The 26526-nt window shown below is 35.3% G+C and carries 25 protein-coding genes; 24 read left to right on the forward strand and 1 reads right to left on the reverse strand.

The window, feature by feature from the left end; genetic code table 11:
* Positions 1–55: 55 nt before the first annotated feature.
* The 24 genes from DQM95_RS04195 (at position 56) to DQM95_RS04310 (ending at position 24196) form a co-directional block, all read left to right on the forward strand.
* On the forward strand, positions 56–1786 hold the full coding sequence (locus DQM95_RS04195; RefSeq protein ID WP_111685948.1) for a glycerophosphodiester phosphodiesterase: 1731 nt from the start codon (positions 56–58) through the stop codon (positions 1784–1786).
* Between the two features lie 158 nt (positions 1787–1944).
* Positions 1945–2217 (forward strand): 30S ribosomal protein S16, encoded by a 273-nt coding sequence (rpsP, locus tag DQM95_RS04200; protein ID WP_012658258.1) that lies wholly within the window; start codon positions 1945–1947, stop codon positions 2215–2217.
* A 9-nt stretch (positions 2218–2226) separates the two neighbouring features.
* Complete coding sequence (locus DQM95_RS04205; protein ID WP_012658259.1) at positions 2227–2466, forward strand: KH domain-containing protein; 240 nt, start codon at positions 2227–2229, stop codon at positions 2464–2466.
* Between the two features lie 249 nt (positions 2467–2715).
* Entirely contained in the window at positions 2716–3234 is a 519-nt protein-coding gene (gene rimM, locus DQM95_RS04210) for a ribosome maturation factor RimM (protein WP_037592270.1), read from the forward strand.
* Positions 3224–3940: a tRNA (guanosine(37)-N1)-methyltransferase TrmD gene (trmD, locus tag DQM95_RS04215; protein ID WP_111686031.1), complete on the forward strand. Its 717-nt coding sequence runs from the start codon at positions 3224–3226 to the stop codon at positions 3938–3940. Before rimM ends, trmD begins: the two co-directional genes overlap by 11 nt.
* 11 nt (positions 3941–3951) lie before the next feature.
* On the forward strand, positions 3952–4947 hold the full coding sequence (locus tag DQM95_RS04220) for an NAD(P)/FAD-dependent oxidoreductase (RefSeq protein WP_012658262.1): 996 nt from the start codon (positions 3952–3954) through the stop codon (positions 4945–4947).
* Positions 4948–5120: 173 nt separating this feature from the next.
* A complete protein-coding gene (locus DQM95_RS04225) occupies positions 5121–6179 on the forward strand; it encodes a PTS transporter subunit IIC (protein ID WP_012658263.1) in 1059 nt (352 codons plus the stop codon).
* A 15-nt stretch (positions 6180–6194) separates the two neighbouring features.
* Complete coding sequence (locus tag DQM95_RS04230) at positions 6195–7118, forward strand: 2-dehydropantoate 2-reductase (protein WP_012658264.1); 924 nt, start codon at positions 6195–6197, stop codon at positions 7116–7118.
* 150 nt (positions 7119–7268) lie between these two features.
* Entirely contained in the window at positions 7269–7985 is a 717-nt protein-coding gene (locus tag DQM95_RS04235; protein ID WP_257737263.1) for a DeoR/GlpR family DNA-binding transcription regulator, read from the forward strand.
* Complete coding sequence (gene pfkB, locus DQM95_RS04240) at positions 7982–8893, forward strand: 1-phosphofructokinase (protein ID WP_037592269.1); 912 nt, start codon at positions 7982–7984, stop codon at positions 8891–8893. Before DQM95_RS04235 ends, pfkB begins: the two co-directional genes overlap by 4 nt.
* Complete coding sequence (locus DQM95_RS04245; protein ID WP_037592268.1) at positions 8890–10833, forward strand: PTS fructose transporter subunit IIABC; 1944 nt, start codon at positions 8890–8892, stop codon at positions 10831–10833. Before pfkB ends, DQM95_RS04245 begins: the two co-directional genes overlap by 4 nt.
* Before the next feature lie 90 nt (positions 10834–10923).
* Positions 10924–11535, forward strand: coding sequence for a glycoside hydrolase family 73 protein (locus DQM95_RS04250; protein ID WP_012658268.1), 612 nt, complete (start codon positions 10924–10926; stop codon positions 11533–11535).
* A 179-nt stretch (positions 11536–11714) separates the two neighbouring features.
* Positions 11715–12401, forward strand: coding sequence for a glucosaminidase domain-containing protein (locus DQM95_RS04255; protein WP_425532598.1), 687 nt, complete (start codon positions 11715–11717; stop codon positions 12399–12401).
* A 56-nt stretch (positions 12402–12457) separates the two neighbouring features.
* Positions 12458–12979: a hypothetical protein gene (locus tag DQM95_RS04260; protein ID WP_012658270.1), complete on the forward strand. Its 522-nt coding sequence runs from the start codon at positions 12458–12460 to the stop codon at positions 12977–12979.
* Between the two features lie 73 nt (positions 12980–13052).
* Positions 13053–13433: a DUF1149 family protein gene (locus tag DQM95_RS04265; protein WP_012658271.1), complete on the forward strand. Its 381-nt coding sequence runs from the start codon at positions 13053–13055 to the stop codon at positions 13431–13433.
* On the forward strand, positions 13433–14284 hold the full coding sequence (locus DQM95_RS04270) for a DegV family protein (RefSeq protein ID WP_012658272.1): 852 nt from the start codon (positions 13433–13435) through the stop codon (positions 14282–14284). Before DQM95_RS04265 ends, DQM95_RS04270 begins: the two co-directional genes overlap by 1 nt.
* A 17-nt stretch (positions 14285–14301) precedes the next feature.
* Complete coding sequence (dapB, locus tag DQM95_RS04275; RefSeq protein ID WP_012658273.1) at positions 14302–15069, forward strand: 4-hydroxy-tetrahydrodipicolinate reductase; 768 nt, start codon at positions 14302–14304, stop codon at positions 15067–15069.
* Positions 15066–16277, forward strand: a complete 1212-nt coding sequence (locus DQM95_RS04280) for a CCA tRNA nucleotidyltransferase (protein ID WP_046389270.1) — start codon at positions 15066–15068, stop codon at positions 16275–16277. Before dapB ends, DQM95_RS04280 begins: the two co-directional genes overlap by 4 nt.
* On the forward strand, positions 16270–18141 hold the full coding sequence (locus DQM95_RS04285; RefSeq protein WP_037592267.1) for an ABC-F family ATP-binding cassette domain-containing protein: 1872 nt from the start codon (positions 16270–16272) through the stop codon (positions 18139–18141). The genes DQM95_RS04280 and DQM95_RS04285 overlap by 8 nt, the downstream gene beginning before the upstream one ends.
* A 5-nt stretch (positions 18142–18146) precedes the next feature.
* On the forward strand, positions 18147–18632 hold the full coding sequence (locus DQM95_RS04290) for a GNAT family N-acetyltransferase (RefSeq protein ID WP_012658276.1): 486 nt from the start codon (positions 18147–18149) through the stop codon (positions 18630–18632).
* 87 nt (positions 18633–18719) lie between these two features.
* Entirely contained in the window at positions 18720–20465 is a 1746-nt protein-coding gene (locus DQM95_RS04295; RefSeq protein WP_111685949.1) for an ABC transporter ATP-binding protein, read from the forward strand.
* Entirely contained in the window at positions 20462–22231 is a 1770-nt protein-coding gene (locus tag DQM95_RS04300; RefSeq protein WP_037592266.1) for an ABC transporter ATP-binding protein, read from the forward strand. Before DQM95_RS04295 ends, DQM95_RS04300 begins: the two co-directional genes overlap by 4 nt.
* Before the next feature lie 122 nt (positions 22232–22353).
* Positions 22354–23706 (forward strand): NADP-specific glutamate dehydrogenase, encoded by a 1353-nt coding sequence (gdhA, locus tag DQM95_RS04305; RefSeq protein WP_012658279.1) that lies wholly within the window; start codon positions 22354–22356, stop codon positions 23704–23706.
* 79 nt (positions 23707–23785) lie between these two features.
* A complete protein-coding gene (locus tag DQM95_RS04310) occupies positions 23786–24196 on the forward strand; it encodes a peptide deformylase (protein WP_037592265.1) in 411 nt (136 codons plus the stop codon).
* A 95-nt stretch (positions 24197–24291) separates the two neighbouring features.
* Here DQM95_RS04310 and DQM95_RS04315 read toward each other — a convergent pair whose 3' ends face one another.
* A complete protein-coding gene (locus DQM95_RS04315) occupies positions 24292–26373 on the reverse strand; it encodes a surface-anchored 5'-nucleotidase (protein ID WP_046393417.1) in 2082 nt (693 codons plus the stop codon).
* Between the last annotated feature and the right edge of the window lie 153 nt (positions 26374–26526).

A 26526-nucleotide genomic window follows, 5' to 3' on the forward strand; every position in this document is an offset into this window, starting at 1 on the left:
AGTTGATATTTTCAACTAGAAGTTTTTAAATGATGATTCTGGAGAAATACGAAAAATGTATAAAACAGTAATGAAGAACTTATCTCAAGTTGATGTGATGACTTTGGTTAGAATGTCGTTTTTTGAAATGATCTTTATATCCCTTTCTCAGTTTATACTGAGTGAAAGTTTTTATTTATTAATGGCTTTGGTGGGGTTTGACCATATTGATAAAACTAATTTCTTAACTTTTATAAAGAACCCCTTGTCAATAGCATTATTATTAATATATTTTTTTATTCTTGCTTTCCTGATTCATTTAGAGTTCTTTATTCTTTATAGAATAATTGAAGATAAAACCTTTAGTCTTAGAGTGAGTGTCCAAGATGTTAAAAAATATCTTTTTAGAATTTGGCATTCATTTCAAGGGATTAACCTTTTATGCTTTATGGCTTATCTTTTATTGACTATTCCAGTCTTGCAATTTGGCTTAAAATCAGTTATTACAGAGAAACTTTATATCCCAGATTTTATTATTGGGGAGTTATTAAAGAATCCTTCTTCAAAACTTTTTATATTGCTCCTTGTTATGGTGATTTTTTATCTTAACATAAGGTTTGTTTTTGTATTACCTTTGCTGAGCATTCATTCAATGACCGTACTTGAGGCCATTAAAGTAAGTTGGAATAAAACAAAAAAGAAAAGTTTTTATTATACTGGAACTCTAGGTTTTTTGGGTTTATTATCCTTTATTACCTTAACGCTATTAATCATTTTTTTCTTTTTTGTGGACACTATTTTCAACCCTAGCGGTAGTCATTATTTGTTTCAATTCTTTTTAATGGTATTGATTTGGGAAAGTGTCTTTTTCGTTACGATATTTTTTAAAATATCGATTGCTATTTTTTTGAAGAATCAATTGAAGAGAAATGCTACGCCAAGAAAAAATGTAAGTGTAAAATGGTCCCGTTTAATCACTTTGATGATTTTTGTTACGGTTCTTTTTACTATTAAAGCTTTTGATAGCCTAGCTGTCATTCAACCTCCTCGTCAAAAAATGATTATTGCACATCGCGGTTATACAAATGGTGGCGTTGAAAATTCTATTGAATCTCTCCAAGCAGCAGCAAAAGCAAAAAGTGATTTTGTTGAAGTTGATTTGCTAATGACTAAAGATAAAGAATTGGTTGTTTGTCACGATAATCATTTAAAACGCTTGGCTGGCTTAGATAAAACTATTTCAGAAATGACGTTAAAAGAAGTTGAAAAAACAACCATTAAGCAAGGTAAGTTTAAAAGTAAAATTGTTTCTTTTTCGACCTTTTATAAAGAAGCTAAAAAATTGAAAATGCCTCTTTTTATCGAATTAAAACCTAAGGAAAACCAAGTAGAAGAATATGTTAATGTGTTTTTAAAAGCATATCAACAATTAAGCATAGAAGCTAATAATAGGGTTATGTCTTTAGATTTAGAGTCCGTTAAAAGAATAGAAGAAAAAGCTCCTCAAATTGTGACTGGCTATATTATTCCTTTTCAGTTTGGGTTTTTGGGAAATGAAAAAGTTGATTTTTATGTGATTGAAGATTTTTCCTACCGTTCACATATTGCAAGCCAAATAAAATTGCAGAAAAAACAACTATTTGTATGGACTATCAATGATATGAATAGAATGCAAAACTATTTGCAGAAACCCATAGATGGTTTAATTACAGATTATCCTAGTCAAGTGCCAGAAGCATTAAAAGAGCTAAAAAGACACGACAGTTATCTGGATCAATTAATGAGATTGTTATCAAATTCCTACTAATTAGTGCTATGTTTTTAAGATTTTTGTCTAAAATAAATTATTTTTACTCTGTCAAGAAAAAAACTTGACAGAATCAGAAGATGATTGTATACTAGTTAGAGTAAGAAATATAGCTTGTATTTCTTGAAATTACATTTAAAGAAAAGAGATTTTATATCATGGCAGTAAAAATTCGTTTAACTCGTATGGGTTCTAAGAAAAAACCTTTCTACCGTATCAACGTTGCTGATTCACGTGCTCCACGTGATGGTCGTTTCATCGAAACAGTTGGAACATATAACCCACTTGTAGCTGAAAATCAAGTGACACTTAAAGAAGATCGTATCCTTGACTGGTTGTCAAAAGGTGCACAACCATCTGATACTGTTCGTAACCTTCTTTCTAAAGCTGGAGTTATGACTAAATTCCACGATCAAAAATTCTCAAAATAATTAATGCCTATGGATACCATTGAAAATCTTATTATCGCCATTGTGAAACCCTTGATTTCACAACCTGACAATCTTACCATTAAAATTGAAGATACTCCTGAATTTCTTGAGTATCATCTTGACTTGGATGCACAAGACATCGGTCGTGTTATCGGAAAAAAAGGTCGTACCATTACAGCGATAAGATCGATTGTCTATTCGGTTCCAACACAAGGGAAAAAAGTTAGACTTGTTATTGATGAAAAATAATGAGTTCTTTTTCAAAAAACTTATCTCAAGTCCACGGCTTAGATAAGTTTTTTTGTTTTACAATAGTTTTACATAAAAACTGCACAATGCTATTGGTCAATTCTTTTTTCATGGAAAGGTATTGGAACTGCTGGCTATCTATAAAAGCAGGTGCAAAATTACTCTTAAGATGTTAAAATAGTAAATGATTTTAATGACTGATAAGAGGTCTAATTCAAGTAAAAATCTCAGTTTAAAATAGGAGTAAGAATGGAATTTTATAATGTCGGGAAAATTGTAAACACACAAGGTTTACAAGGCGAAATGCGGGTTTTATCCGTAAGTGATTTTGCTGATGAGCGTTATCGGAAAGGCTCACAATTAGCCTTGTTTGACGAAAAGGATCACTTTTATAGTGAGGTTGAAATTGCTAGTCATCGTCGTCAGAAAAATTTTGATATTATTAAATTTAAAGGGATGAATCATATTAATGATATTGAAAAATTTAAAGGCTTTACCTTAAAAGTTTCCCAACAACATCTTTCGGATTTGGATGAAGGTGAATTTTATTATCATCAGATTATTGGTTTAGAAGTTTATGAAAATGATGTTTATATTGGGACGATTAAAGAAATTCTACAACCAGGTGCTAATGACGTTTGGGTTGTCAAACGTCAAGGAAAAAAGGATTTGTTGCTACCCTTTATTCCCCCTGTAGTCTTGAATGTTGATGTAGAGGCCAATCGTGTTGACGTAGCTATCATGGAAGGGCTTGATGATGAAGATTGATATTTTAACTCTCTTTCCTGAGATGTTTGCCCCATTAGAGTCATCTATTGTGGGTAAAGCAGTTGAAAAAGGATTGTTGGATATTAGGTATCATAATTTTCGTGACAATGCAGAAAAAGCTAGGCACGTTGATGACGAACCTTATGGTGGTGGTCAAGGCATGCTTTTAAGGGCACAGCCTATTTATGATACGATTGATAAAATTGACGCCAATAATCCCCGAGTCATCTTATTAGATCCGGCAGGAAAAACGTTTAATCAGTCCTATGCTGAAGAATTAGCTCAGGAGGATGAGTTGATTTTTATTTGTGGCCACTATGAAGGCTATGATGAGCGCATCAAACAATTGGTTACTGATGAGATATCCCTCGGAGACTTCGTCTTAACGGGAGGAGAACTAGCGGCTATGACAATGGTAGATGCAACAGTTAGATTAATCCCTAGTGTTATTGGAAAAGAAGCCAGTCATCAAGATGATTCTTTTTCTTCGGGATTATTAGAATATCCACAATATACACGCCCTTATGATTTTCGTGGAATGACAGTTCCAGATGTTTTAATGAGTGGACATCATGAAAATATTAGACGTTGGCGTTTAGAAGAAAGTTTGCGGAAAACCTACTTAAGGCGTCCTGATTTATTGGAAAAGTATCCATTAAATCAAGAAGAAAGTGACTTGTTAGCAAAAATTAAAGAAGAAATGTAAAGGAGTCGTTTGTGACTGAAAAACAATATGATATTACCATTATTGGTGGTGGTCCTGTAGGACTATTTGCCGCATTCTACGCGGGTCTACGCGGAATGACTGTCAAAATCATTGAAAGTTTATCAGAGTTGGGAGGGCAACCTGCCATTTTATATCCTGAAAAGGTGATTTACGATATACCAGCATATCCAGCACTTACTGGTGCGGAGTTGACTGATAACCTTATAAAACAAATTAGTCGATTTGAGGATCGAACAACCGTATGTTTGAAAGAAGAAGTTCAATCTTTTGAAAAAAACAATCAAGGTTTTACTATTCAAACTAATAAAGGTCAACATAGTAGTAAAGCCATTATCATAGCTTGTGGAAATGGGGCGTTTGCTCCAAGAACCTTAGGCTTAGAAGGTGAAGAAAGCTTTGCTGAAAAGAATATTTTTTATAATGTTCATCAATTAGACCAGTTTGCTGGTAAAAATGTTGTCATTTGTGGTGGTGGTGATTCTGCAGTTGACTGGGCATTAGCTTTATATGGTTTGGCAGAAAGTGTTACCATTGTTCACCGACGGGATGCCTTTAGAGCTCACGAACACAGTGTTGAACTTTTGAAAGCTTCTGGGGTTAAGATATTAACACCTTATATTCCCAATCAATTGATTGGTGAAAATGGGCAAGTTTCACAAATCGTTTTACAAAAGGTTAAATCAGAAGACAGTCTAACACTTGACTTGGATGCATTAATTGTTAGCTTTGGATTCTCAACATCTAATAAAAACTTAAAAAATTGGCAACTGGACTATAAGCGTTCAAGTATATTGGTCAATCATCTCTATCAAACGAATCAAGAGGGTGTTTTCGCCATTGGAGATGCCGCCGATTATGAAGGCAAGGTAGATCTAATTGCTACAGGCTTTGGAGAAGCACCTATTGCAGTCAATCAAGCCATTAATTATATTTATCCTGAACGAGATAATAGAATTGTACATTCTACTTCATTGATAGAAGATTAAACATGAAAAACGGACATGAAATGTTCGTTTTTTTCTATTGTTAGTTATTATAGAACTATAAATTTTTCGAATGGTAAATATTGAAAATCTCTATGACAAGCGTTTGCGCTTGTGATATAATGAACTTGTAAATGTGATGAATTTCACACTATAAAAATAAGCGAGGTCACAACATGACAACAACTTCTAAAGAGACATTTAGCTCTTTCATGAATAAAGTACTTGCGGGTACTGCAACGGCAATCGTAGTTGCCTTAATTCCAAATGCTATTTTAGCAACTTTTTTAAAGCCACTATTACCTAATGCAACAGCGGCAGAATTCTTACATATTGTTCAAGTTTTCCAATTCTTCACACCAATTATGGCAGGATTCTTAATTGGTCAACAGTTTAAATTCAATCCAATGCAACAACTTGCTGTAGGTGGAGCTGCCTATATTGGTTCAGGAGCATGGGTATATACAGAAGTAATGCAAAAAGGGATTGCTGTTGGTAGTTTCCAATTAAAAGGTATTGGCGATTTAATCAACATGATGATTACTGCCAGCCTTGCTGTATTAGCTGTTAAATGGTTTGGAAATAAATTTGGTTCACTTACTATTATCTTATTACCAATTATTATTGGTACAGGTGTAGGCTACATTGGTTGGAAATTACTACCTTATGTATCATACGTAACAACTTTGATTGGTCAAGGTATCAACTCATTTACAACACTTCAACCTGTTTTAATGTCTATTTTAATTGCTATGGCTTTTGCTTTGTTAATTGTAAGTCCAATTTCAACAGTTGCAATTGGTTTAGCAATCGGTTTGAATGGAATGGCAGCAGGTGCAGCTTCTATGGGAATTGCAGCTACAACAGCAGTATTGGTTTGGGCAACTTTAAAAGTTAATAAATCAGGTGTTCCAATTGCTATTGCACTTGGAGCAATGAAAATGATGATGCCTAACTTTTTAAAACATCCTATTATGGCAATTCCAATGTTAATCACTGCAGCCATCTCTTCATTGACTATTCCAATCTTTAACTTAGTTGGGACACCAGCATCTTCTGGATTTGGTTTAGTAGGTGCCGTTGGGCCAATCGCCTCTTTAGCAGGTGGAAGCAGTGTTCTTATTATTATTCTTGCTTGGTTGGTCATTCCCTTTGGTGTTGCATTTGCATCACATAAAATATGTAAAGACGTGCTAAAACTTTATAAAGATGATATCTTTGTATTTGAAGGATAAAAAAGGAGGAAAAATATGTTAGTTTATATTGCAGGATCAGGAGCTATGGGGTGTCGTTTTGGTTATCAAATTTCCAAAACAAATAACGAAGTTATCCTATTAGATAACTGGGAAGATCATATCAAAGCTATTCAAGAGAATGGTCTCAAAATTACTGGAGATGTTGAAGAAACTGTTAAACTTCCAATTATGAGACCAACTGAAGCTACAAGAGAAGCTGATTTAATTATCTTGTTTACAAAAGCAATGCAATTGCCACAAATGCTTCAAGACATTAAAGGAATCATTGGTAAAGAAACTAAAGTGTTATGCCTATTAAATGGTCTTGGACATGAAGATGTTATTCGTCAATATATTCCAGTTCATAACATCCTTATGGGCGTAACAGTATGGACTGCTGGATTAGAAGGTCCTGGTCATGCTCACTTGCAAGGTGTTGGTGCTTTGAACTTACAAAGTATGGATCCAGAAAATCAAGAAGCAGGACATCAAGTTGCAGAATTGTTAACAGAGGCTAAACTTTTTGCCACATATGATGAAAATGTGGTGCCAAACATCTGGAGAAAAGCATGTGTTAATGGAACAATGAATTCGACTTGTGCCTTATTGGACTGCACAATTGGTGAATTATTTGCCAGTGAAGACGGTTTGAAAATGGTTCATGAAATTATTCATGAATTTGTTACTGTTGGAAAAGCTGAAGGTGTAGAACTTAACGAAGAAGAAATTACAAAATATGTTATGGATACATCGGTGAAAGCTGCGCATCACTACCCATCAATGCATCAAGACCTTGTGCAGAATCATCGTTTAACAGAAATTGACTTTATCAACGGGGCAGTTAATACTAAAGGGCAACAATTAGGAATTGACACTCCATATTGTCGATTGATTACACAATTAATCCATGCCAAAGAAGACATTTTAAAAATAAAATAAGAAAGAAGAGTCGAAAGACTCTTTTTTTTTAGGGTAAATGAAAGAAAATGATAGATTGTGCTTGACTTTGGAAGATAAAAACGTATAATATAGTTGTAACCGATTTCAGAAAGAGGTGATACTATCTTAAAATCGAAACGTAAAAAACTAATCATGGAAAGAATCACTAAAGAAAATTATGTAGCTTTAGATGATTTAATGATTATGTTAGACTCCTCTGAATCAACAGTTCGAAGAGACTTAGATGAACTTGAAATGGAAAACAAACTGCATCGTGTACATGGTGGAGCAGAACTGAGTCATTCCCTTCAAGAAGAACTTTCCAACAAGGAAAAATCTGTCAAAAACAGTCAATCGAAAGAAAAAATTGCTCAGAAGGCTTCTGACTACATTAAGGATGAAGACATCATATTTATTGATGCAGGAACGACTACGGAATTCTTAATTCCCAAGATTGGGCAAAAAAATATTACAGTCGTGACCAATTCCATCCATCATGCTTCCAAACTGGTTGATATGAATGTTAAAACGATTATCATTGGAGGATTTGTTAAGCGAACGACAGATGCAAGCATTGGAAATGTCGCTCTAGAACAAATTCGAAGAATGAATTTTGATTTGGCTTTTTTAGGAATGAATGGTATTGATGCTCAGCATTTAACGACACCTGATATTGAGGAAGCTGTCATTAAAGAAGCTGTTTTAAAGAATGCCAAAACGACTTTCATTTTGGCAGATGCTACAAAGATTGGCCATGTTTCCTTTATTAAGGTAGCCCCTATTGATGATGTCGTTATTCTAACGGAAGCGTCTTCATCGGCACTTCTTAAAAAAATTAAGGAAAAAGCAAAGGTGATTGAAGTATGATTTACACAGTAACATTGAATCCTTCAATTGATTTTATCGTCCGTATCGACCATCTAGAGACAGGTTCTGTCAATAGAATGGCAAGTGATGATAAATTCGCAGGAGGTAAAGGTATTAATGTGAGTCGTGTTTTACAACGACTCGGCATAGAGAATACTGCAACAGGTTTCTTAGGTGGCTTTACAGGAAAATTTATTGAGGACAACTTAAAAGCAGAAGGAGTTCACACACAATTTGTTTCTGTTAAAGATGATACACGAATCAATGTCAAAATAAAATCCGAAGAAGAGACTGAAATTAATGGTCGCGGACCAGAAATTTTGGATAATGATCTAGAGTCACTCAAAGCTATACTTTCGTCGTTAAGTATTGAGGATACCGTTGTTTTTGCAGGATCTGCTCCTTCCAACATAGGGAATCAGGTTTATAATCAACTCATTCCGTTTGTTAGAGAAACTGGTGCAGAAGTTGTTTGCGATTTTGAAGGCCAAACATTGCTAGATTCTTTATCCTATCAACCATTGCTTGTTAAACCGAACAATCATGAGTTAGAAGCTATTTTTGATGTCACTATTGAAGGTTTAGATGATGTTGAAAAATATGGTCGAAAACTGTTAGAAATGGGAGCACAAAATGTCATTATTTCAATGGCAGGAGATGGCGCTCTGTTAGTGACTAAAGATTCCACTTACTTTGCTAAACCAATCAAAGGAATTGTAAAAAACTCTGTTGGCGCTGGTGATTCGATGGTAGCTGGTTTTACAGGAAAATTTGTAACAACAAAAGAACCAGTTGAAGCTTTGAAATGGGGAGTTGCTTGTGGTACCTCTACAGCATTCTCTGATGATTTAGCAACAATTGATTTTATTAAAGAAACATATCAAAAAGTTGAGGTAGAAAAAAGATGAAAATTCAAGATTTATTAAAAAAAGACTTGATGTTACTTGATTTACAGGCAACTTCTAAAGAAGCTGCAATTGATGAGATGATTTCTCGCTTAGTCTCTAAGAATGTCGTCTCAGATTTTGATACCTTTAAAAAAGGTATTATGGCACGTGAAGCTCAAACATCAACAGGTTTGGGTGATGGCATTGCCATGCCCCACAGTAAAAATGCAGCTGTTCGTGAAGCAAGTGTTTTATTTGCAAAATCTAATAATGGAGTTGACTATGAATCCTTAGATGGTCAACCAACAGACTTGTTCTTCATGATTGCTGCACCAGACGGTGCTAATGATACCCACCTAGCAGCTTTGGCACAATTATCACAATATCTATTAAAAGACGGTTTTGCAGATAAGTTAAGACAAGCAACTTCTGCTGATGAAGTCATTACTGCTTTTGACGCAACTGAAGAAAAGAAAGAAGAAGTTTCAACTTCTCTTGGAAAAGATTTTATTGTTGCTGTTACAGCTTGTACTACTGGGATTGCTCATACTTATATGGCAGAAGAGGCTTTGAAAAAACAAGCTGCAGCAATGGGTGTTGGCATTAAAGTAGAAACAAATGGTGCATCTGGTGTAGCCAATCGTTTGACGGCTGAAGATATTAAAAATGCAAAAGGTGTCATTATTGCAGCAGATAAAGCGGTTGAAATGGATCGTTTTGATGGAAAACCATTGATTTCACGCCCTGTAGCTGATGGTATTAAGAAAAGTGAGGAATTGATTCAATTCATTCTTGATGGCAAAGCGTCAGCATACCATGCAAAAAATGATCAGAAAGCATCTGTATCTTCAACCGAAAAATCAAGTTTAGGCGGTGCTTTCTACAAACACCTTATGGGTGGGGTTTCTCAAATGCTACCATTTGTTATTGGTGGTGGTATTATGATTGCTATTGCCTTCTTGTTAGACAACATGTTAGGTGTTCCAAAAGACCAGTTGAGTAACCTTGGTTCTTACCATGAAATGGCTGCTATTTTTATGAAAATTGGTGGAGCGGCCTTCTCATTTATGCTTCCAGTATTAGCTGGTTATATTGCCTATTCAATTGCAGAAAAACCTGGATTGGTTGCTGGATTTGTAGCAGGAGCTATTGCATCTAGTGGTTTAGCTTTTGGTAAAGTACCATTTGCTTCTGGTGGTGAAGCAAGCTTGGCCTTAGCGGGTGTTCCTTCAGGGTTCTTAGGTGCCTTAGTTGGTGGTTTCCTAGCAGGTGGTGTCATTCTTGCTCTTCGTAAAGCCTTATCAGGTTTACCACGCTCACTTGAAGGTGTTAAATCAATTCTCTTATATCCATTGCTTGGAGTATTGTTAACTGGATTCCTAATGCTATTTATTAATATCCCAATGGCTGCAATTAATACAGCTCTTAACAATTTCTTACAAGGACTTTCTGGTAGCTCAGCAGTACTTATGGGACTGTTAGTTGGTGGTATGATGGCTGTGGACATGGGTGGTCCAGTTAACAAGGCAGCCTATGTCTTTGGTACGGGTACACTTGCAGCTACAGTAGCACATGGTGGTTCAGTAGTTATGGCTGCTGTTATGGCTGGTGGCATGGTTCCACCATTAGCAGTATTTGTGGCAACCCTACTATTTAAAGATAAATTTACAAAAGAAGAACGTGAATCTGGATTAACGAACATTGTTATGGGTCTATCTTTCATTACTGAAGGAGCAATTCCGTTCGGTGCTGCTGACCCAGCGCGTGCAATCCCTAGTTTCATTGCAGGTTCTGCCTTAACTGGTGCCTTAGTTGGTTTATCAGGAATTAAATTAATGGCTCCTCACGGTGGTATCTTCGTTATCGCTTTGACAAGTAATCCACTTTTATACTTAGTCTTTATCGCTATTGGTGCGATTGTCTCAGGTGTATTATTTGGAGCTTTACGTAAAAAACTATAATCATATATTCTGAGTATTCAAACTAGAATCTGAAAGGATTCTAGTTTTTTGTTATAATAGAAGAAATAATAAGATGGGAATGAAAGACTAGTGGCTAAAAACTATCGCAAGAAAGTAAGACGAAAACCAAAATCCAGTAAGACTTTTGAAAATAGTATCATTTCCTGGATATTATTGTCTCTCATCATAAGCGTCATCAGCCTTAAGTATTATCAGCGTCAACTCATTTCCTATCACGGAAACGAGAGCATTCAATTTATTGGAAAAGTATCACATTCGGCACAAAAGGTTGCTCAGCAAAAAGATCTCTATAGCTCTGTCATGATAGCACAAGCTATCTTGGAATCAAACAATGGGAAATCTCAGCTTAGCCAAAAACCATACTATAATTTTTTTGGCATAAAAGGAGAATACAAAGGAAAGTCAGTTGTTTTACCAACATTAGAAGATGATGGGCAAGGAAATTTATTTAAGATCGATGCAAACTTCCGTTCCTACGGAAGTTTGACAAATGGCTTTAATGATTACGCCAAGGTTCTAGAAGATCCCTTGTATAAGACAACTCATCAGTCTCAAACAAGAAGTCATAAGGAAGCGACAGCAACATTAACAGGCCATTATGCAACAGATACTTCATATCATGAAAAACTAAATAAAATCATTGAGGTATACCAATTAACGCTTTTTGATTACCCTTTTTAAGTTCAAATATTTCAATTTTGATACAAAGGGATATCAAAAAAATTAAAAATCAAAGATTGTAGCGAAATACTAAAAACTTGTGTTATAATATTATCCAAGACTAAAAAGAAGGATTATGGATTACAATGCGATTTTTGAAAGGTAAAAAAGTTTTTCTAGCTGTTATAGGTTTGGCAGTCATGATGACACTTGTCATAATGTTCCAACCACAAGCAAAAAATAAGAGTGTATCTGCTGAAACCCTAGCTTCAGGGCAAACACAAGCATTTATCAATCAAATCGCGGGTACTGCAAGCCAAATCGCAGCTGAACGAGATTTATATGCGTCAGTCATGATTGCCCAAGCGGTTTTAGAATCTAGTAGTGGCCAATCAGGTTTAAGTCAGGCGCCATATTATAATTTTTTTGGGATTAAAGGAAGTTATAATGGTGGCTCAGTTACAATGAAAACTTGGGAAGATGATGGATTGGGAAATCCTTATGAAATTGATCAGGCTTTCCGTGCCTATCCAAGTATTTATGATTCCCTTTATGATTATGCTAATTTGTTAAGTTCACCAACTTATGTCGGAGCAAGACGATCTAATACCTTATCTTACCAAGATGCAACAGCTGCTTTAACGGGATTATATGCAACAGATACTTCCTATAATGTTAAATTGAATGCCATTATACAAAATTATGGCTTGACAGCATATGATGTTGTTAATCCTGCAGTTGCAACTTCCACAACAGATGTCCCTAGTGATAGTGTTGCAACTGTTGATACTAGCCAATACGTTTGGAACAAACACAGAGGAAGTTACACAGATACTAGCACTTTAGCACAAGACGATGCTTGGTCTCTTTTCATAAAAGGCTATTAACTAAAATTGAACAGATTAATCATCCTTCGGGGTGATTTTTTTGATATAATGGTTCTATGAAAACGATAAAAGAGATTTATGAAAATCATAGTGAAATGCCTTATGTTCATCCCAAGTTTGAACACGAACTGATACAGAAACCAATACCAAAACGTAATATGATTCGGACTAAAGAAGGACTATTGCCCGGTCATATCATTATGTTGTGGCGAATCAATTTTGGAACATATACAACTGAGAATCCTCATCATAAATATTTTTACACAAGTTATGGTATTGATGCTCAAAAAGAATTGGATTGGCTTATTGCTGAAAAGTATGTCCAAGTGGATACTGCCTTTGTTTCTTTAAAACATTTATCAGCTCTCCAGTTGAAAGAGTTTTTAAAGGAGAAAGGTGTTTCAGGACTGTCTAAGTTAAAAAGGCAGGAGCTTGAAGCTGCAATTTTTAGTCATTATACGGAAGAAGAACTAGGACAAAAATTTGCCCTCAGATCTTATAGTTTATTAGAAAAAGGATTAAAAACATTAGAAATATATCCGGAAATTATCGAGAAACATCCACAGAAAAAATACTAAGAAAGAGCAACTTTTATAATCATCAAAACTATGCTATAATGAGTGATATCGCGCTCAAGGAGACTATAGAATTATGCAAGTATTAAGAGAAAAAGAATTTGTTAACCAATATCATTATGATGCTAGAAATTTAGAATGGGAAAAAGAAAATGGTACCCCTGAAACGAATTTCGAAGTTACTTTTCAATTGATTAATAAAGATGAAGAAAAAAATGAGACAGTAATGGTTTCTGTCCTACAATTTATCATTGTCAAAGAAGATTTTGTTATTAGTGGTGTTATTTCTCAAATGGTACGCATTATTGATCGTTTGATTGAAAAACCAAGTGAATTCACACAAGAAGAAGTTGAATCTCTTGCTGCACCATTATTAAATATGGTTCAACGTCTAACATACGAAGTCACAGAAATAGCATTAGATCAACCTGGAGTAAATTTGGAGTTTAAAAGTTAATGAAATTAGCAATCATTACTGATAATACAACAGCTATACCGGCGGAATTATCAGGTCACAAAGATATCTTTGTTTTAAATATCCCAGTTATTATTGAAAATGAAACCTACTATGAAGGGATTAATCTAAGTCTCGAAGACTTTTATCAGATGATGTCTCAAAGTGAGGACTTACCTAAAACAAGCCAACCCTCTTTATCAGAGTTAGATGAGTTATTGACAGATTTATCTGCAAATGACTACACTCACGTTATTGGACTCTTTTTAGCGGGCGGTATTTCAGGTTTTTGGCAGAACATCCAATTTCTTGTTGAAGAGCATCCAGATTTAACCATTGCTTTTCCAGATAGTAAAATTGCTTCAGTTCCTGTTGGAAATATGATTGCAAGTATTTTAAACTGGCAAAAGAATGGTCTTGATTTTGAACAATTATTGTCTAAACTCCAACAAAAAATTGATGGCACTTCAGCTTTTATATTGGTTGATGATTTAAATCATTTGGTTAAAGGTGGCCGTTTATCGAATGGTTCTGCTTTAATTGGGAATCTCTTAAGTATCAAGCCAATTCTTTATTTTGATGATCAGGGGAAAATTGTCGTTTACGAGAAAATCAGAACTGAGAAAAAGGCCATGAAAAAAATGGTTGAACTGTTAAATGAGCAGGCTGCAAAGGGTGACTTTGAATTCTCTATTATCAATGCTAATGCCAGTGAAAAAGCTCAACAATTAAAGGAAATGTTAGTCGAAAGTGGGATGCCGGACACCTTCATTGAGTCGCATTTTAGTGCTGTTGTGGGAACACATTTAGGATCAAATGCAGTAGCTTTAGGTTTCTCACCAATAATAAAATAATATTATAAGGAGAAGAGATGGGTATCAGAATTATCATAGCAGGTTATCGAGGTAAAATGGGTTCGACAGCTCTCTCCATGGCACAAAACGAAGAGGACTTTGAAGTAGTAGCCTTATTGGATCCTAATGCGAAGGAAAAGGAATTTCAAGGTATTCCTGTTTATAATCTAAAAGAGGATTTAAAAACAATTGATGCAGAGGTCTGGGTGGATTTTACCCATCCTGAAGTTGCTTTTGAAAACACACATTTTGCAATTGAACAAGGCTTTGCACCTGTCGTTGGGACAACAGGATTCACAAGTAAAGAGATTGAGAACTTAATCCAACTGTCATCTGATAAAAACATAGGTGGTCTTATTGCACCAAATTTTGCAATTGGAGCTTTATTACTAATGGAGTTTGCAGAAAGAGCAGCTAAGTATTTTCCAAATGTTGAAATTATTGAACTACACCACGATCAGAAAAAAGATGCACCAAGTGGGACTGCTTTAAAAACTGCAGAAGTGATTTCAAAAGAACGTCAGGAAATAACTCAGGGGCATCCTGATGAAGTCGAAAGCTTGCCAGGAGCACGTGGTGCCAATTACCAGGGGATGCACATTCATAGTGTTCGCTTGCCAGGATTAGTTGCTCATCAAGAAGTGCTTTTTGGTGGACCTGGAGAAGGGTTGACCTTAAGACATGATTCTTATGACCGACAGTCCTTTATGCAAGGGGTTAAGATCGGAATAAGAGAAGTTGTTAAACGAAATCAATTGGTATACGGATTAGAGAAACTATTATGAAATTAATGAAACTGCCTTCTGAATTTCAGAAGGCTTTACCAATATTAAAGAAAATAAAAGAAGCTGGTTTTGAAGCCTATTTTGTAGGTGGCGGAGTACGCGATATCTTATTAGATAGACCAATTCACGATGTTGATATTGCTACAAGCTCATATCCTGAAGAAACAAAAGCTATTTTTTCTCGCACAGTTGATATTGGTATTGAACATGGAACAGTTCTTGTTTTAGAAAATGATGCGGAATATGAGATAACAACATTTAGGACTGAGGATATCTATGTGGACTATCGCAGACCGAGTAATGTCTCTTTTGTCCGCTCATTGGAAGAAGATTTAAAAAGACGTGATTTTACAGTTAATGCTTTAGCCTTGGACGAAACTGGTCAGGTTATCGATAAATTTCATGGTTTACAGGATTTAAAACGAAAAGAACTCAGGGCTGTTGGAAAAGCCGAAGAACGTTTTCAAGAAGATGCTTTACGGATTATGCGAGGTTTCCGGTTTGCAGCAAGCTTAGATTTTAAAATCGAAGATGAAACATTCGAAGCCATGAAAACACATGCACACTTATTGCAAAAAATTTCTGTCGAACGCTCTTTTATCGAGTTGGATAAACTCTTTATGGCTCCAAACTGGAAACTCGGTTTGACTTATTTCATTGAAGCACAAGCTTATAACTATTTACCAGGTCTTGAAAATAGACAAAGCGAATTGACAGGTATGATGGACCATTTCGATGCACATTTTGTTTTTGATTCAAGTGAACAAGCTTGGGCTAATATGATTATTGCATTGTCATTGGATAAAGAAAAGGCATTCTTAAAAAGTTGGAAGACCTCAAATGACTTTCAAAAACAGGTGACACAGATTGTGACCCTGTATCGAAAAAGGGAGAGCGCTTTGTTAAGCAAAATGGATCTTTATGTGTATGGAAAAGAAGCTGCTATTTTAAGTGAAAACCTTAGAAAAGCTAAAGGTCTACCAACTGACTTTAATCATATGATGAGGACTTACGATGACTTAACCATTTATGATAAACATGAGATAGTGGTAAATGGGCGTTACCTGATGGAAAAACTGAACATGAAAGCTGGCCCTCAATTGGGTCACCTCTTAAAAAAGGTTGAAAAGGCTATTGTGGAAGGAACCTTAGCAAACAAGGTAGGTGACATTGAAGCTTTTATTATGAAGGAGTTGGAAAATGAGTGATTTTTTAGTAGAAAGTCTTAGCAAGACGGTTGGTGATAAGACTGTCTTTCAAGATATTTCTTTCATCATACATGAGAATGATCGTATTGGCATAATTGGTGTCAATGGGACAGGTAAAACGACTCTTTTAGATGTGATTTCAGAAAAAATTGGATTTGATGGCGATGTTTCCCCATTTTCAAAACCAAATCACTATAAAATAGCTTATTTGACACAAAATCCTCAATTTCAAGAAGACAAGTCCGTTCTTGAAACAGTTCTATCCTCTGACTTACCTGAGATGACTGTCATTCGGGAATACGAGACATTGATGTCATCATATACTGAGCAAGAACAAGAACGGTTGGAATACTTGATATCGGAAATGGACCGTTTAGACGCATGGTCTGTTGAAAGTGATGTAAAAACTGTTCTCAGTAGGCTTGGTATAGTTGAACTTAACCAAAAAGTGAGCCAATTATCTGGTGGCATGAGAAGAAGAGTTCAATTAGCTCAAGTTTTACTAGGTAATTCAGATTTACTTTTGCTGGATGAACCGACTAACCATTTAGATATTGAAACAATTGCTTGGTTGACAAACTATTTGAAAACGAGTAAAAAAACCGTTTTATTTATTACTCATGATCGTTATTTTTTAGATAGTATTGCAACGCGTATTTTTGAACTTGATCGGGCAATGTTAAGGGAATATCAAGGAAATTACCAGGATTATGTTCGACAAAAAGCAGAGCAAGATGAGAGAGATGCTGCTTCTTTTCACAAGAAAAAACAATTGTATAAACAAGAACTGGCTTGGATGCGGACGCAACCTCAAGCTAGAGCTACGAAACAGCAAGCTCGTATTAATCGTTTTAATGTCTTAAAAGAGGATCTTTCCTTAACAAATACAAAGGAAGAGCTTGATATCAATTTTGAAACCAGTCGTATTGGAAAAAAAGTCATTCAATTTGAAAATGTTTCATTTGGCTATACGAGTGACAAACCTTTGATTCAAGACTTTAATATCATTATCCAAAATAAAGATCGAATTGGAATAATTGGAGATAACGGGGTTGGTAAATCCACCTTAATGCATCTCATCAATGGGGAATTAAAACCTGATACAGGAAAAGTAGATATTGGTGAAACGATTAAAGTTGGCTACTTTTCACAACAGATTAAAGATATGGATGGATCAAAACGTGTCATTAGCTATTTACAAGAGGTGGCTGATGAAGTTAAGACCAGTCATGGCACAACCAGTATTAGTGAACTGCTAGAGCAATTTTTGTTTCCAAGGTCTAGCCACGGCAGTTTAATTGCAAAATTATCGGGAGGCGAGAAGAAACGCCTATACCTTTTAAAAATATTATTGGAAAAACCAAACGTTCTTTTGTTAGATGAACCAACAAACGATTTGGATATAGCGACTTTAACAGTCTTGGAGAATTTTTTATCAACCTTTAATGGACCAGTGATTACGGTTAGTCATGATCGTTATTTCTTGGATAAAGTGGCTAATAAATTATTAGTCTTTGAGAACGGGAAAATTAATGTCTTTTTTGGTAACTATAGTGACTATTTGGATGATAAAGCCTTTCAGGAAAATCTTCCCGTTCTAAAAGCCAAAAAAGCCCCTAAAATGGAAGCTAAAATCCTATCAGATAAAAAACGCATGTCATATCTTGAAAAACAGGAATGGGCCATGATTGAAGATACTATTGCTGAATTAGAAGGTGACATTGAAATTGTTGAAGCTGAAATGTTAACAGTTGGAAGTGATTATGGAAAATTAGCTGATTTACAAAAAACCTTAGATCAACTGAATCAACAATTGTTAGAAAAATATGAACGATTTGAATACTTAAGTCAGTTAGAGGAATAAGTTGAATGGATATTCAAAGGATTAGAGAAGAAGATAATGCTGACATTTCTGTAATTATCAAAGCTTCTTTAGAAGCTGTCGGCTTAAATATTCCAGGGACTGCCTATACGGATCCGCAACTGAACGATTTATTCCATTACTATCAGAATCAAGATAGAGCTGCCTATTTTATAGCCTTGGATAATGATAAGGTGATTGGTGGAGTGGGATTTGGTCCTGTTACAGATTCTATTTGTGAACTGCAAAAATGTTATGTTAAGGCGTCAGAGCGAAACCAGGGCGTCGGTCAAGAACTACTCAAACATGTCATCAATGAAGCCAAACGAAATGGTTTCAAATACATGTATCTTGAATCATCGCATTTATTGCAAGAAGCAATTCCCTTTTACGAAAAAAATGGCTTTCGTAGTCTTAACAAACCATTACCAAATCAGCAAAATCACCATGCAATGGATATTTGGATGCTTAAAGAGATTTCAAAAAGTTGCTAAAGGAATCTCTCATTTTCAGAAATACGGTTCTCTAAGAGAGTGCCTTAAGCACTTTCTTTTACTATCGGTTATTATGAGGAGGTGTTTATGTCTTTATTATGGACTTATTTAAAAAAACGTCATCATTTACTTTTTTTGAATGGCCTAGGTGCCATCCTTTTTGTCATTGTTAATTTAGGTTTGCCAACAATTTTGGCTAGGATGATTGATGAAGGTCTTGTCTTAAATAATGAGAAATCGTTATATTTTTGGGCATTTATTATGGTAATTGTCGTCCTCCTTGGTGTTGTTGGAAGAATTATTTTATCATACGCCTCTAGTCGTTTAACAACGGGCATGATTAAAGAACTTAGAAATGACATGTTTCATAAGCTTCAAGATTATTCTCATACGGAATATGAAAAAATTGGTGTTTCTTCCTTGGTAACACGTATTACCAATGACGCTTTTATTCTAATGCAGTTTGCTGAGATGGCACTCCGATTGGGGGTAATTACTCCTTTAATGATGATTTTTTCAGTCATCATGATTTTATTAACAAGCCCTTCTTTAGCTTGGATTGTTGCAGTTTCAATGCCCTTTTTGATCATCGTTGTTCTCTATGTTGCTATTAAAACCAAGCCATTATCAGAAAAACAACAAAAAACATTAGATGATCTGAATCAGTTGGTCAGAGAAAATTTAACTGGTCTGAGAGTCATCCGAGCATTTGCAAGAGAAGACTTTCAAGAAGAACGATTCTCAGAAAAAAATTCAGCTTACGCTCAAACATCAAAAAAGCTATTTGTCCTAACTGGATTAACGGAACCCTTATTTGTGCAAATTATTATTGCTATGATTGTGGCTATTGTTTGGTTTGCATTAGAACCGCTTTCTTTAGGAGTATTTAAGCTAGGTGATTTAGTTGCTTTTATTGAATATAGCTTTCATGCCATGTTTGCCTTTTTGATTTTTGCAAATCTTTTTAATATGTACCCAAGAATGACAGTTTCTAGTCAGAGAATTCAAGAGGTATTAGACATGCCTGTCTCCATATCGAAAAATGAAGATGGTGTCAAAGAAAGTCAAACCCATGGTTATTTAGAGTTTGAAAATGTCACCTTTTCCTATCCTGGTGAGACAGAGTCTCCTGTCATCTCCAATATTTCATTTTCAGCTAAGCCTGGAGAAACTATTGCCTTTATTGGTTCAACTGGATCAGGTAAATCGTCTCTTGTAAACCTTATTCCGCGTTTTTATGATGTGACCTTTGGCCGCATTTTGGTGGATGGAATAGATGTCAGAGACTATGAGCTCAAGGCTTTGCGGTCAAAAATTGGTTTTATCCCTCAAAAAGCATTATTGTTTACTGGTACCATAGAAGAGAACATCAAATATGGTAAAGAGCAAGCAACTGATCAAGAAATTCATAAAGCTAGTGAGATTTCCCAGGCTAGAGAATTTATTGAAAGTAAAAAAGAAGGATTTCAAACCCATCTTGCTGAAGGAGGAAGTAATCTTTCAGGTGGTCAAAAGCAACGCTTATCCATTGCGCGTGCGTTGGTTAAAAATCCTGATATCTATATTTTTGATGATTCCTTTTCTGCTTTAGATTATAAAACAGATGCTGAAGTTCGTAAACGCTTGAAAGAAGTCACCGGTGATGCGACGGTCATCATTGTCGCTCAACGTGTTGGAACTATTATGGATGCTGATCAGATTATTGTTTTAGATCAAGGTCAAATCGTTGGTAAAGGCACACACGAAGAGCTTCTAAAAACAAATGACATCTATCATGAAATAGCTAACTCCCAATTGAATCATGGTCAGAAAGAAAGTGAGGTAGCAGAATGAAATCAAGACATGTTTTTATGCGATTATGGTTTTATTTAAAACCATATAAAATGTCAATTCTACTCGCATTTTTTCTAAAAGTACTGAGTGTTGTCATGAGTGTGTTAGAACCTTTTGTTTTAGGATTAGCCATTACTGAAATTGGGAATAACTTAATAGCAATAGCTAAAGGAGTAGAAGGTGCTTCTATGAATTACTCTTATATAGCTGCGATATTAGCTCTTTATTTCGTTCGAGCCCTCTTTTTTGAAATAGGTTCCTTTGGAGCTAATTATTTCATGACAAAAGTTGTTCAAGCCTCTATAAAAGATTTACGCTCAGCGCTGAGCCAAAAAATTAATAAAATTCCCATTTCTTATTTTGACAAACATCAATTTGGTGATTTGCTAGGGCGATTCACCTCGGACGTCGATAGTGTTTCAAATGCCCTACAGCAATCCTTTCTTCAAATGGTTAACGCTATATTAACCATAGTCTTAGCGCTTGCTATGACATTTTACATTGATTCTGGATTGTCATTAATATTATTACTAGCAGTCCCTTTGATTTATTTTTCTAGTCAATTTGTCCTCAAAAGGTCTCAACCTTATTTTAAAGAACAAGCAAAGGTATTGGGTGAGATGAATGCCTTTGTTCAAGAACGTTTGACTGGGTTTACCGTTTTAAAATTGTATGGTCGTGAAGAAACTAGTATTAATGAATTTCACGATATCACAAATAAGTTAGAAAAAGTTGGATTTAAAGCTAGTTTCATTTCTGGATTGATGATGCCGGTTTTACATTTCATTTCTGATTCTGTTTATTTGGTGATAGCTTTAGTGGCTGGCTTAAAAGTATTAGCAGGAAAACTAACCATTGGGAATATGCAAGCCTTTGTACAATATACTTGGCAAATCAGTCAACCTATTCAAACAATGACCCAATTGGCTCCAATGATTCAAAGTGCCAAATCATCATTAGAAAGGATTTTTGATGTTTTAGATGAAGCAGATGACTTGTCAATGGAGAAGTTTGTTTTGACCAAACCTTTATCTGGACAGGTTTCTTTTAAAAATGTTAACTTTTCTTATCGAGCAAATCAGGAATTAATAAAAGATTTTAATTTGGAAGTTAGTCCTGGTGAGATGGTTGCTATTGTTGGACCAACAGGAGCTGGAAAAACAACCTTAATCAATTTACTGATGCGTTTTTACGATGTGACCTCTGGGTCAATTACTGTTGATGGCTATGATATTAGAGACTTATCTCGAAAGGATTATCGTCGTCAATTTGGTATGGTTTTACAAGATGCTTGGCTTTTCGGAGCGAGTATTAAAGAGAACCTTCAGTTTGGAAACTTAGAAGCTAGCGACACTGACATCATTGATGCAGCAAAAACAGCTAATGTTGATCATTTTATCAGAACCTTGCCAGGAGGTTATGATATGGTTATTAATCAAGAGTCCTCTAACATTTCCTTAGGACAAAAACAACTGTTAACCATTGCAAGAGCGCTTTTGGCTAACCCGAAAATTTTAATTTTAGATGAGGCAACTTCATCTGTAGATACACGTCTGGAATTATTAATTCAAAAAGCTATGAAAGTTTTGATGCAAGGAAGAACAAGTTTTGTGATAGCTCATCGCTTATCTACAATACAAGAAGCTGATAAAATCTTGGTTTTGAAAGATGGTCGTATCATAGAACAAGGGAATCATCAGAGCCTTTTGGAACAAAATGGTTTTTACAGTGAACTTTATCATAGTCAGTTTAAAAATGCTCAGTAAAAGAACTTTCCTATCGGAAAGTTCTTTTTTTAGAATAAAGCCAAAGATAAAAACTTGACAAGAATATTCTGAAAATTTATAATATTTAGTATCTTAAAAAATAAGTTATGAAAGGTATGAATATGATAAGTGGAAAAGAATATGTAACATCTGTATTTGAAAAAGTAAAAAAAGAAAATGCTCACGAGGAAGAATTTTTACAAGCTGTAGAAGAGGTCTTTCAATCTCTTATTCCTGTTTTTGATAAATACCCTAAATATATAGAAGAAAATATTTTAGAAAGACTTGTTGAACCGGAAAGAGTGGTTTCATTTAGAGTACCTTGGGTTGATGATAAAGGACAGGTTCAAGTCAATAGAGGATACCGTGTTCAGTTTTCTTCTGCAATCGGTCCTTATAAAGGTGGCTTACGTTTTCATCCTTCAGTTAATCAATCTATTGTTAAATTTTTAGGCTTTGAGCAAATTTTAAAGAATTCATTGACAGGACAACCAATTGGTGGAGGCAAGGGTGGTTCAAATTTTGATCCAAAAGGAAAATCAGACCAAGAGGTTATGCGTTTTACACAAAGCTTTATGACAGAACTTCAGAAGTATATTGGTCCTGATTTAGACGTCCCTGCAGGTGATATTGGTGTAGGTGGTCGAGAAATAGGTTACCTTTTTGGACAATATAAACGCTTAAATGGCTATCAAAATGGCGTTTTAACTGGTAAAGGATTAACTTATGGTGGATCACTGGTGCGTACAGAAGCGACTGGTTATGGAGTGGTTTATTTTGCTGAACAAATGCTTAAATCTGTAGGAGAAAGCTTTACTGGGAAAAGAGCAATCGTTTCTGGATCAGGTAATGTTGCTATTTATGCTATTGAGAAATTACAAGAACTTGGTGCGGTAGTTGTTGCTGCATCTGATTCATCTGGTTATATTTATGATGAAGAGGGTATTAATTTAAAAACATTGAAATGGATTAAAGAAGAAAATCGTAACCGTATTTCAACTTATCTGGAAAAACATCCAAATGCGACATTTATTAGTTCAGATACTGGTAAGAAAATTTGGTCCATTAAGGCTGACTTAGCATTCCCTTGTGCAACGCAAAACGAATTAGACGAAAAGGATGCTCAAGTCCTTATTGAAAATGGCCTTTTAGCTGTTTCTGAAGGAGCCAATATGCCTTCAACCTTAAAAGCCATTTCGATATTCCAAGAAGCAGGTATACTTTTTGGTCCTGCAAAAGCAGCCAATGCTGGTGGTGTAGCTGTTTCTGCCTTAGAAATGGCTCAAAATAGTGGTAGAACATCGTGGTCATTTGATGAAGTGGATGCTAAATTGTATGACATCATGAAAACCATTTATGAAAATGCTTCTGAATCAGCAAAAGAGTATGGTCAAGAAGGGAATTTAGTTCTTGGTGCAAATATTGCAGGATTCCTGAAAGTAGCAGAAGCTATGTCTGCTCAAGGAATTATTTAGAAATTTTGATAAAGAAACCCTATGTTAAATAGGGTTTCTTTTTTGATATAATAGCATTAATGAAAGTAGAGGTAACAAAGTGATAAGAGATATTGTAAAAGATCCCCTGTTCTTACAGCAAAAATCTGTTCTTGCTACAAAAGAGGATATCAAGATTGGAACAGATTTACTTGATACATTAGCCTACCATCGAGAAAATTGTCTTGGAATGGCAGCTAACATGATTGGAGAGTCCAAGCGTATTATTATTATTTCCATGGGTTTTGTAGACTTAGTCATGTTTAATCCTATGATTATCAGTAAAAAAGATTCATTTCATGCGGAAGAGTCCTGTTTATCTTTGAGTGGGTCCCGGAAAACAACACGCTATAAAGAAATTAAAGTAGACTATTTAGATCATCATTGGATGAAAAAATCGTTAACTTTAACAGGTTTGCCAGCACAAGTTTGTCAACATGAATTAGACCATTTAGAGGGTATTTTAATATAAAAAAATAACATGCCTGAGTTAAACTGCTCCAGAAGTTAGATGATGTTCTAACATTAGGAGTGATGTTTACGAAGCATGTTATTGTTTAGTTTGGATTAGTTATTTTCTTTTTTCTTTAATGCTACCGCCATTGCTAGACTTGATGCACCAAGTAATGAAAGTAGAATTGCTGTGTCTTCTTGACTTGAAGTAGTTGGCAATTGTTTTTTGTCACTTGCTTTTTGTGCTTGCTGACCTGCTTTTACTGCTGTTAAGCTTTGACCATATTTTGGTGTTTTAACAGGAATCTTAATAGAGTTAACAGCTGGTTTAGGTGTTTCAGTTTCTTCAACAGGAGCTGGAGTGAAGAGGTCGGAAACGACTTCTGTAGCAACAATTTTTCCATCACGATCACGGTAAACACGATTGATAATTTCATGAGTACCACTTGCATCAGTAGTTGTTGAAGGCTCAAGGGCCGTTGTAACATAGGTTTTAACCCCTGTTATTGCAGCTGTTACTGGTTTGCCAGCAGCTTCTAAGTCTTTGATATATTTAATAAAGACCTCAGTATCAGGATTAATTGCTCCTAATAATTTCCCTTTTTTGAATGTTGCAAAACCATCACCACCACCATATAGGAAGTCATTAATGACTAATTTATAAGTAGCATTTGGATCGATTTCTTCTCCATTGTCTTTGTAAACTTTCACAACTTTAAATGGAACAAGAGGGTCAGTTGAGCCACTATCAGTGTATGTATAGCGTAAGCCTGACATTTGGAGGAAGTATTTTTGCCCCTCATCATACTGTTCATTTAAGGCATCGTATATTTCTTGACCAGTTAGCTCAACTATTTGTAGGATATTTCCAAAAGGTTGAACTGCTTGAGCAGCACCCCAAGTAATGCTTTGATCACTACTTACTAGTAAATCTGCTCGGATTCCTCCGTTATTTGTAATAGCAAAATCAACATCAGGATATGTTTCACGAGCAACTGTCAATTGTGCAGTTGTGATGAGATTTCCTACTGCAGATTCTTTATCTACATTTACTTCACGTGAAATTAATTCTGAACTTGCGGCAGTTCCGATTTTTTGATCAGTCACTTGTTTAACAATTGTATTAGCTTCATCAACAATAGCTTGGATTTCAGCTGTGCCTGTTAAAACGCCAGGTGCAACTGCAACAACTTGAGCAGTAGGGGTAGCTATAAAGTCTTGTGTATCAGTGTCAAGTGTACCACGCACATCAGCGTATGCTTTACCCTGGGATAGTGCTTCAACAATTCGAGTAGAACCGATGGTTCCATTTGTATACTGGTGATTATGACCTGCAAAAATAATATCAATGCTATTGTCAGGATATAATTGGTTAACCTTATCCATTATTGTAGCGATTTCGTCGCCTACTATACCATCTTTACCACTTGTTGCAGGAATATGAGCTAATACAACTAAGGCATTAACATTTTGTCCTTGTAATTCTTTGGCATATTTGGCAATAGTTTCCGCTTCGTCTAAGAAATTGTATTGCTCATAGTTTTGTTTTAAGACGAGATTTGGAATTTCTGTTGTAACAACTCCAATAAAACCGATATTCACAGAAGTGTTGTTTACAGGAATATTTTTTATAGCATATGGTTGCCAGTTATACGGAATCTCTCCAGTTGTTTTATCAACCACGTTAGCGATAACAATTGTTTGGTCCGATGGAATGTGTGTATAATCTTTTGTAATTTGGTTGATGCTTGAATCAGCTGCAGGTGCAGTGCCAGTCATAATACGGTTATACTCAGCTAATCCTTCATCAAATTCATGGTTTCCTAGTGTTCCGTATTCAACGCCCATTTCATTAAATACTTGGACTGTAGGCTCATCTTGTAGTAATCCAGAATTTGCAGGACTTGCACCGACCATATCACCAGCTTGTACACGGATACTTGTTCCAGTTGGACTAGTTTGGTTAAAATCTGCTTGCGCTTGATCCATGTATGCATCTAATTGAGCCGCTGTCCCAGCCCCAGACACTTTTCCATCAGGCATATAAGCTGAACCAGTTTGATCCAGTGCACCGTGGAAATCATTAACTCCTAGAATTTGAACATCAACTTGATCAGCTTGTACAGATGATACTAAAACTGACATTCCAGCGACAAGACCTAAAATACTGCTTTTTAACACAATATGCTTTTTCATAAATACTCCTAAGAAATTAAAATTAGTTTACAAGTTTAGTTTACTATGCTTTTAAGGCTTAGACAAGTAGAATTTTAGCTAAAACACATATATTTTTTCTATACATTTTGTGAAAGATGGATTTATTGGATAAAAAACAGATATTACATTTTT

Source organism: Streptococcus uberis (assembly GCF_900475595.1).
In the GTDB taxonomy this organism is placed as follows: Bacteria; Bacillota; Bacilli; order Lactobacillales; family Streptococcaceae; genus Streptococcus; species Streptococcus uberis.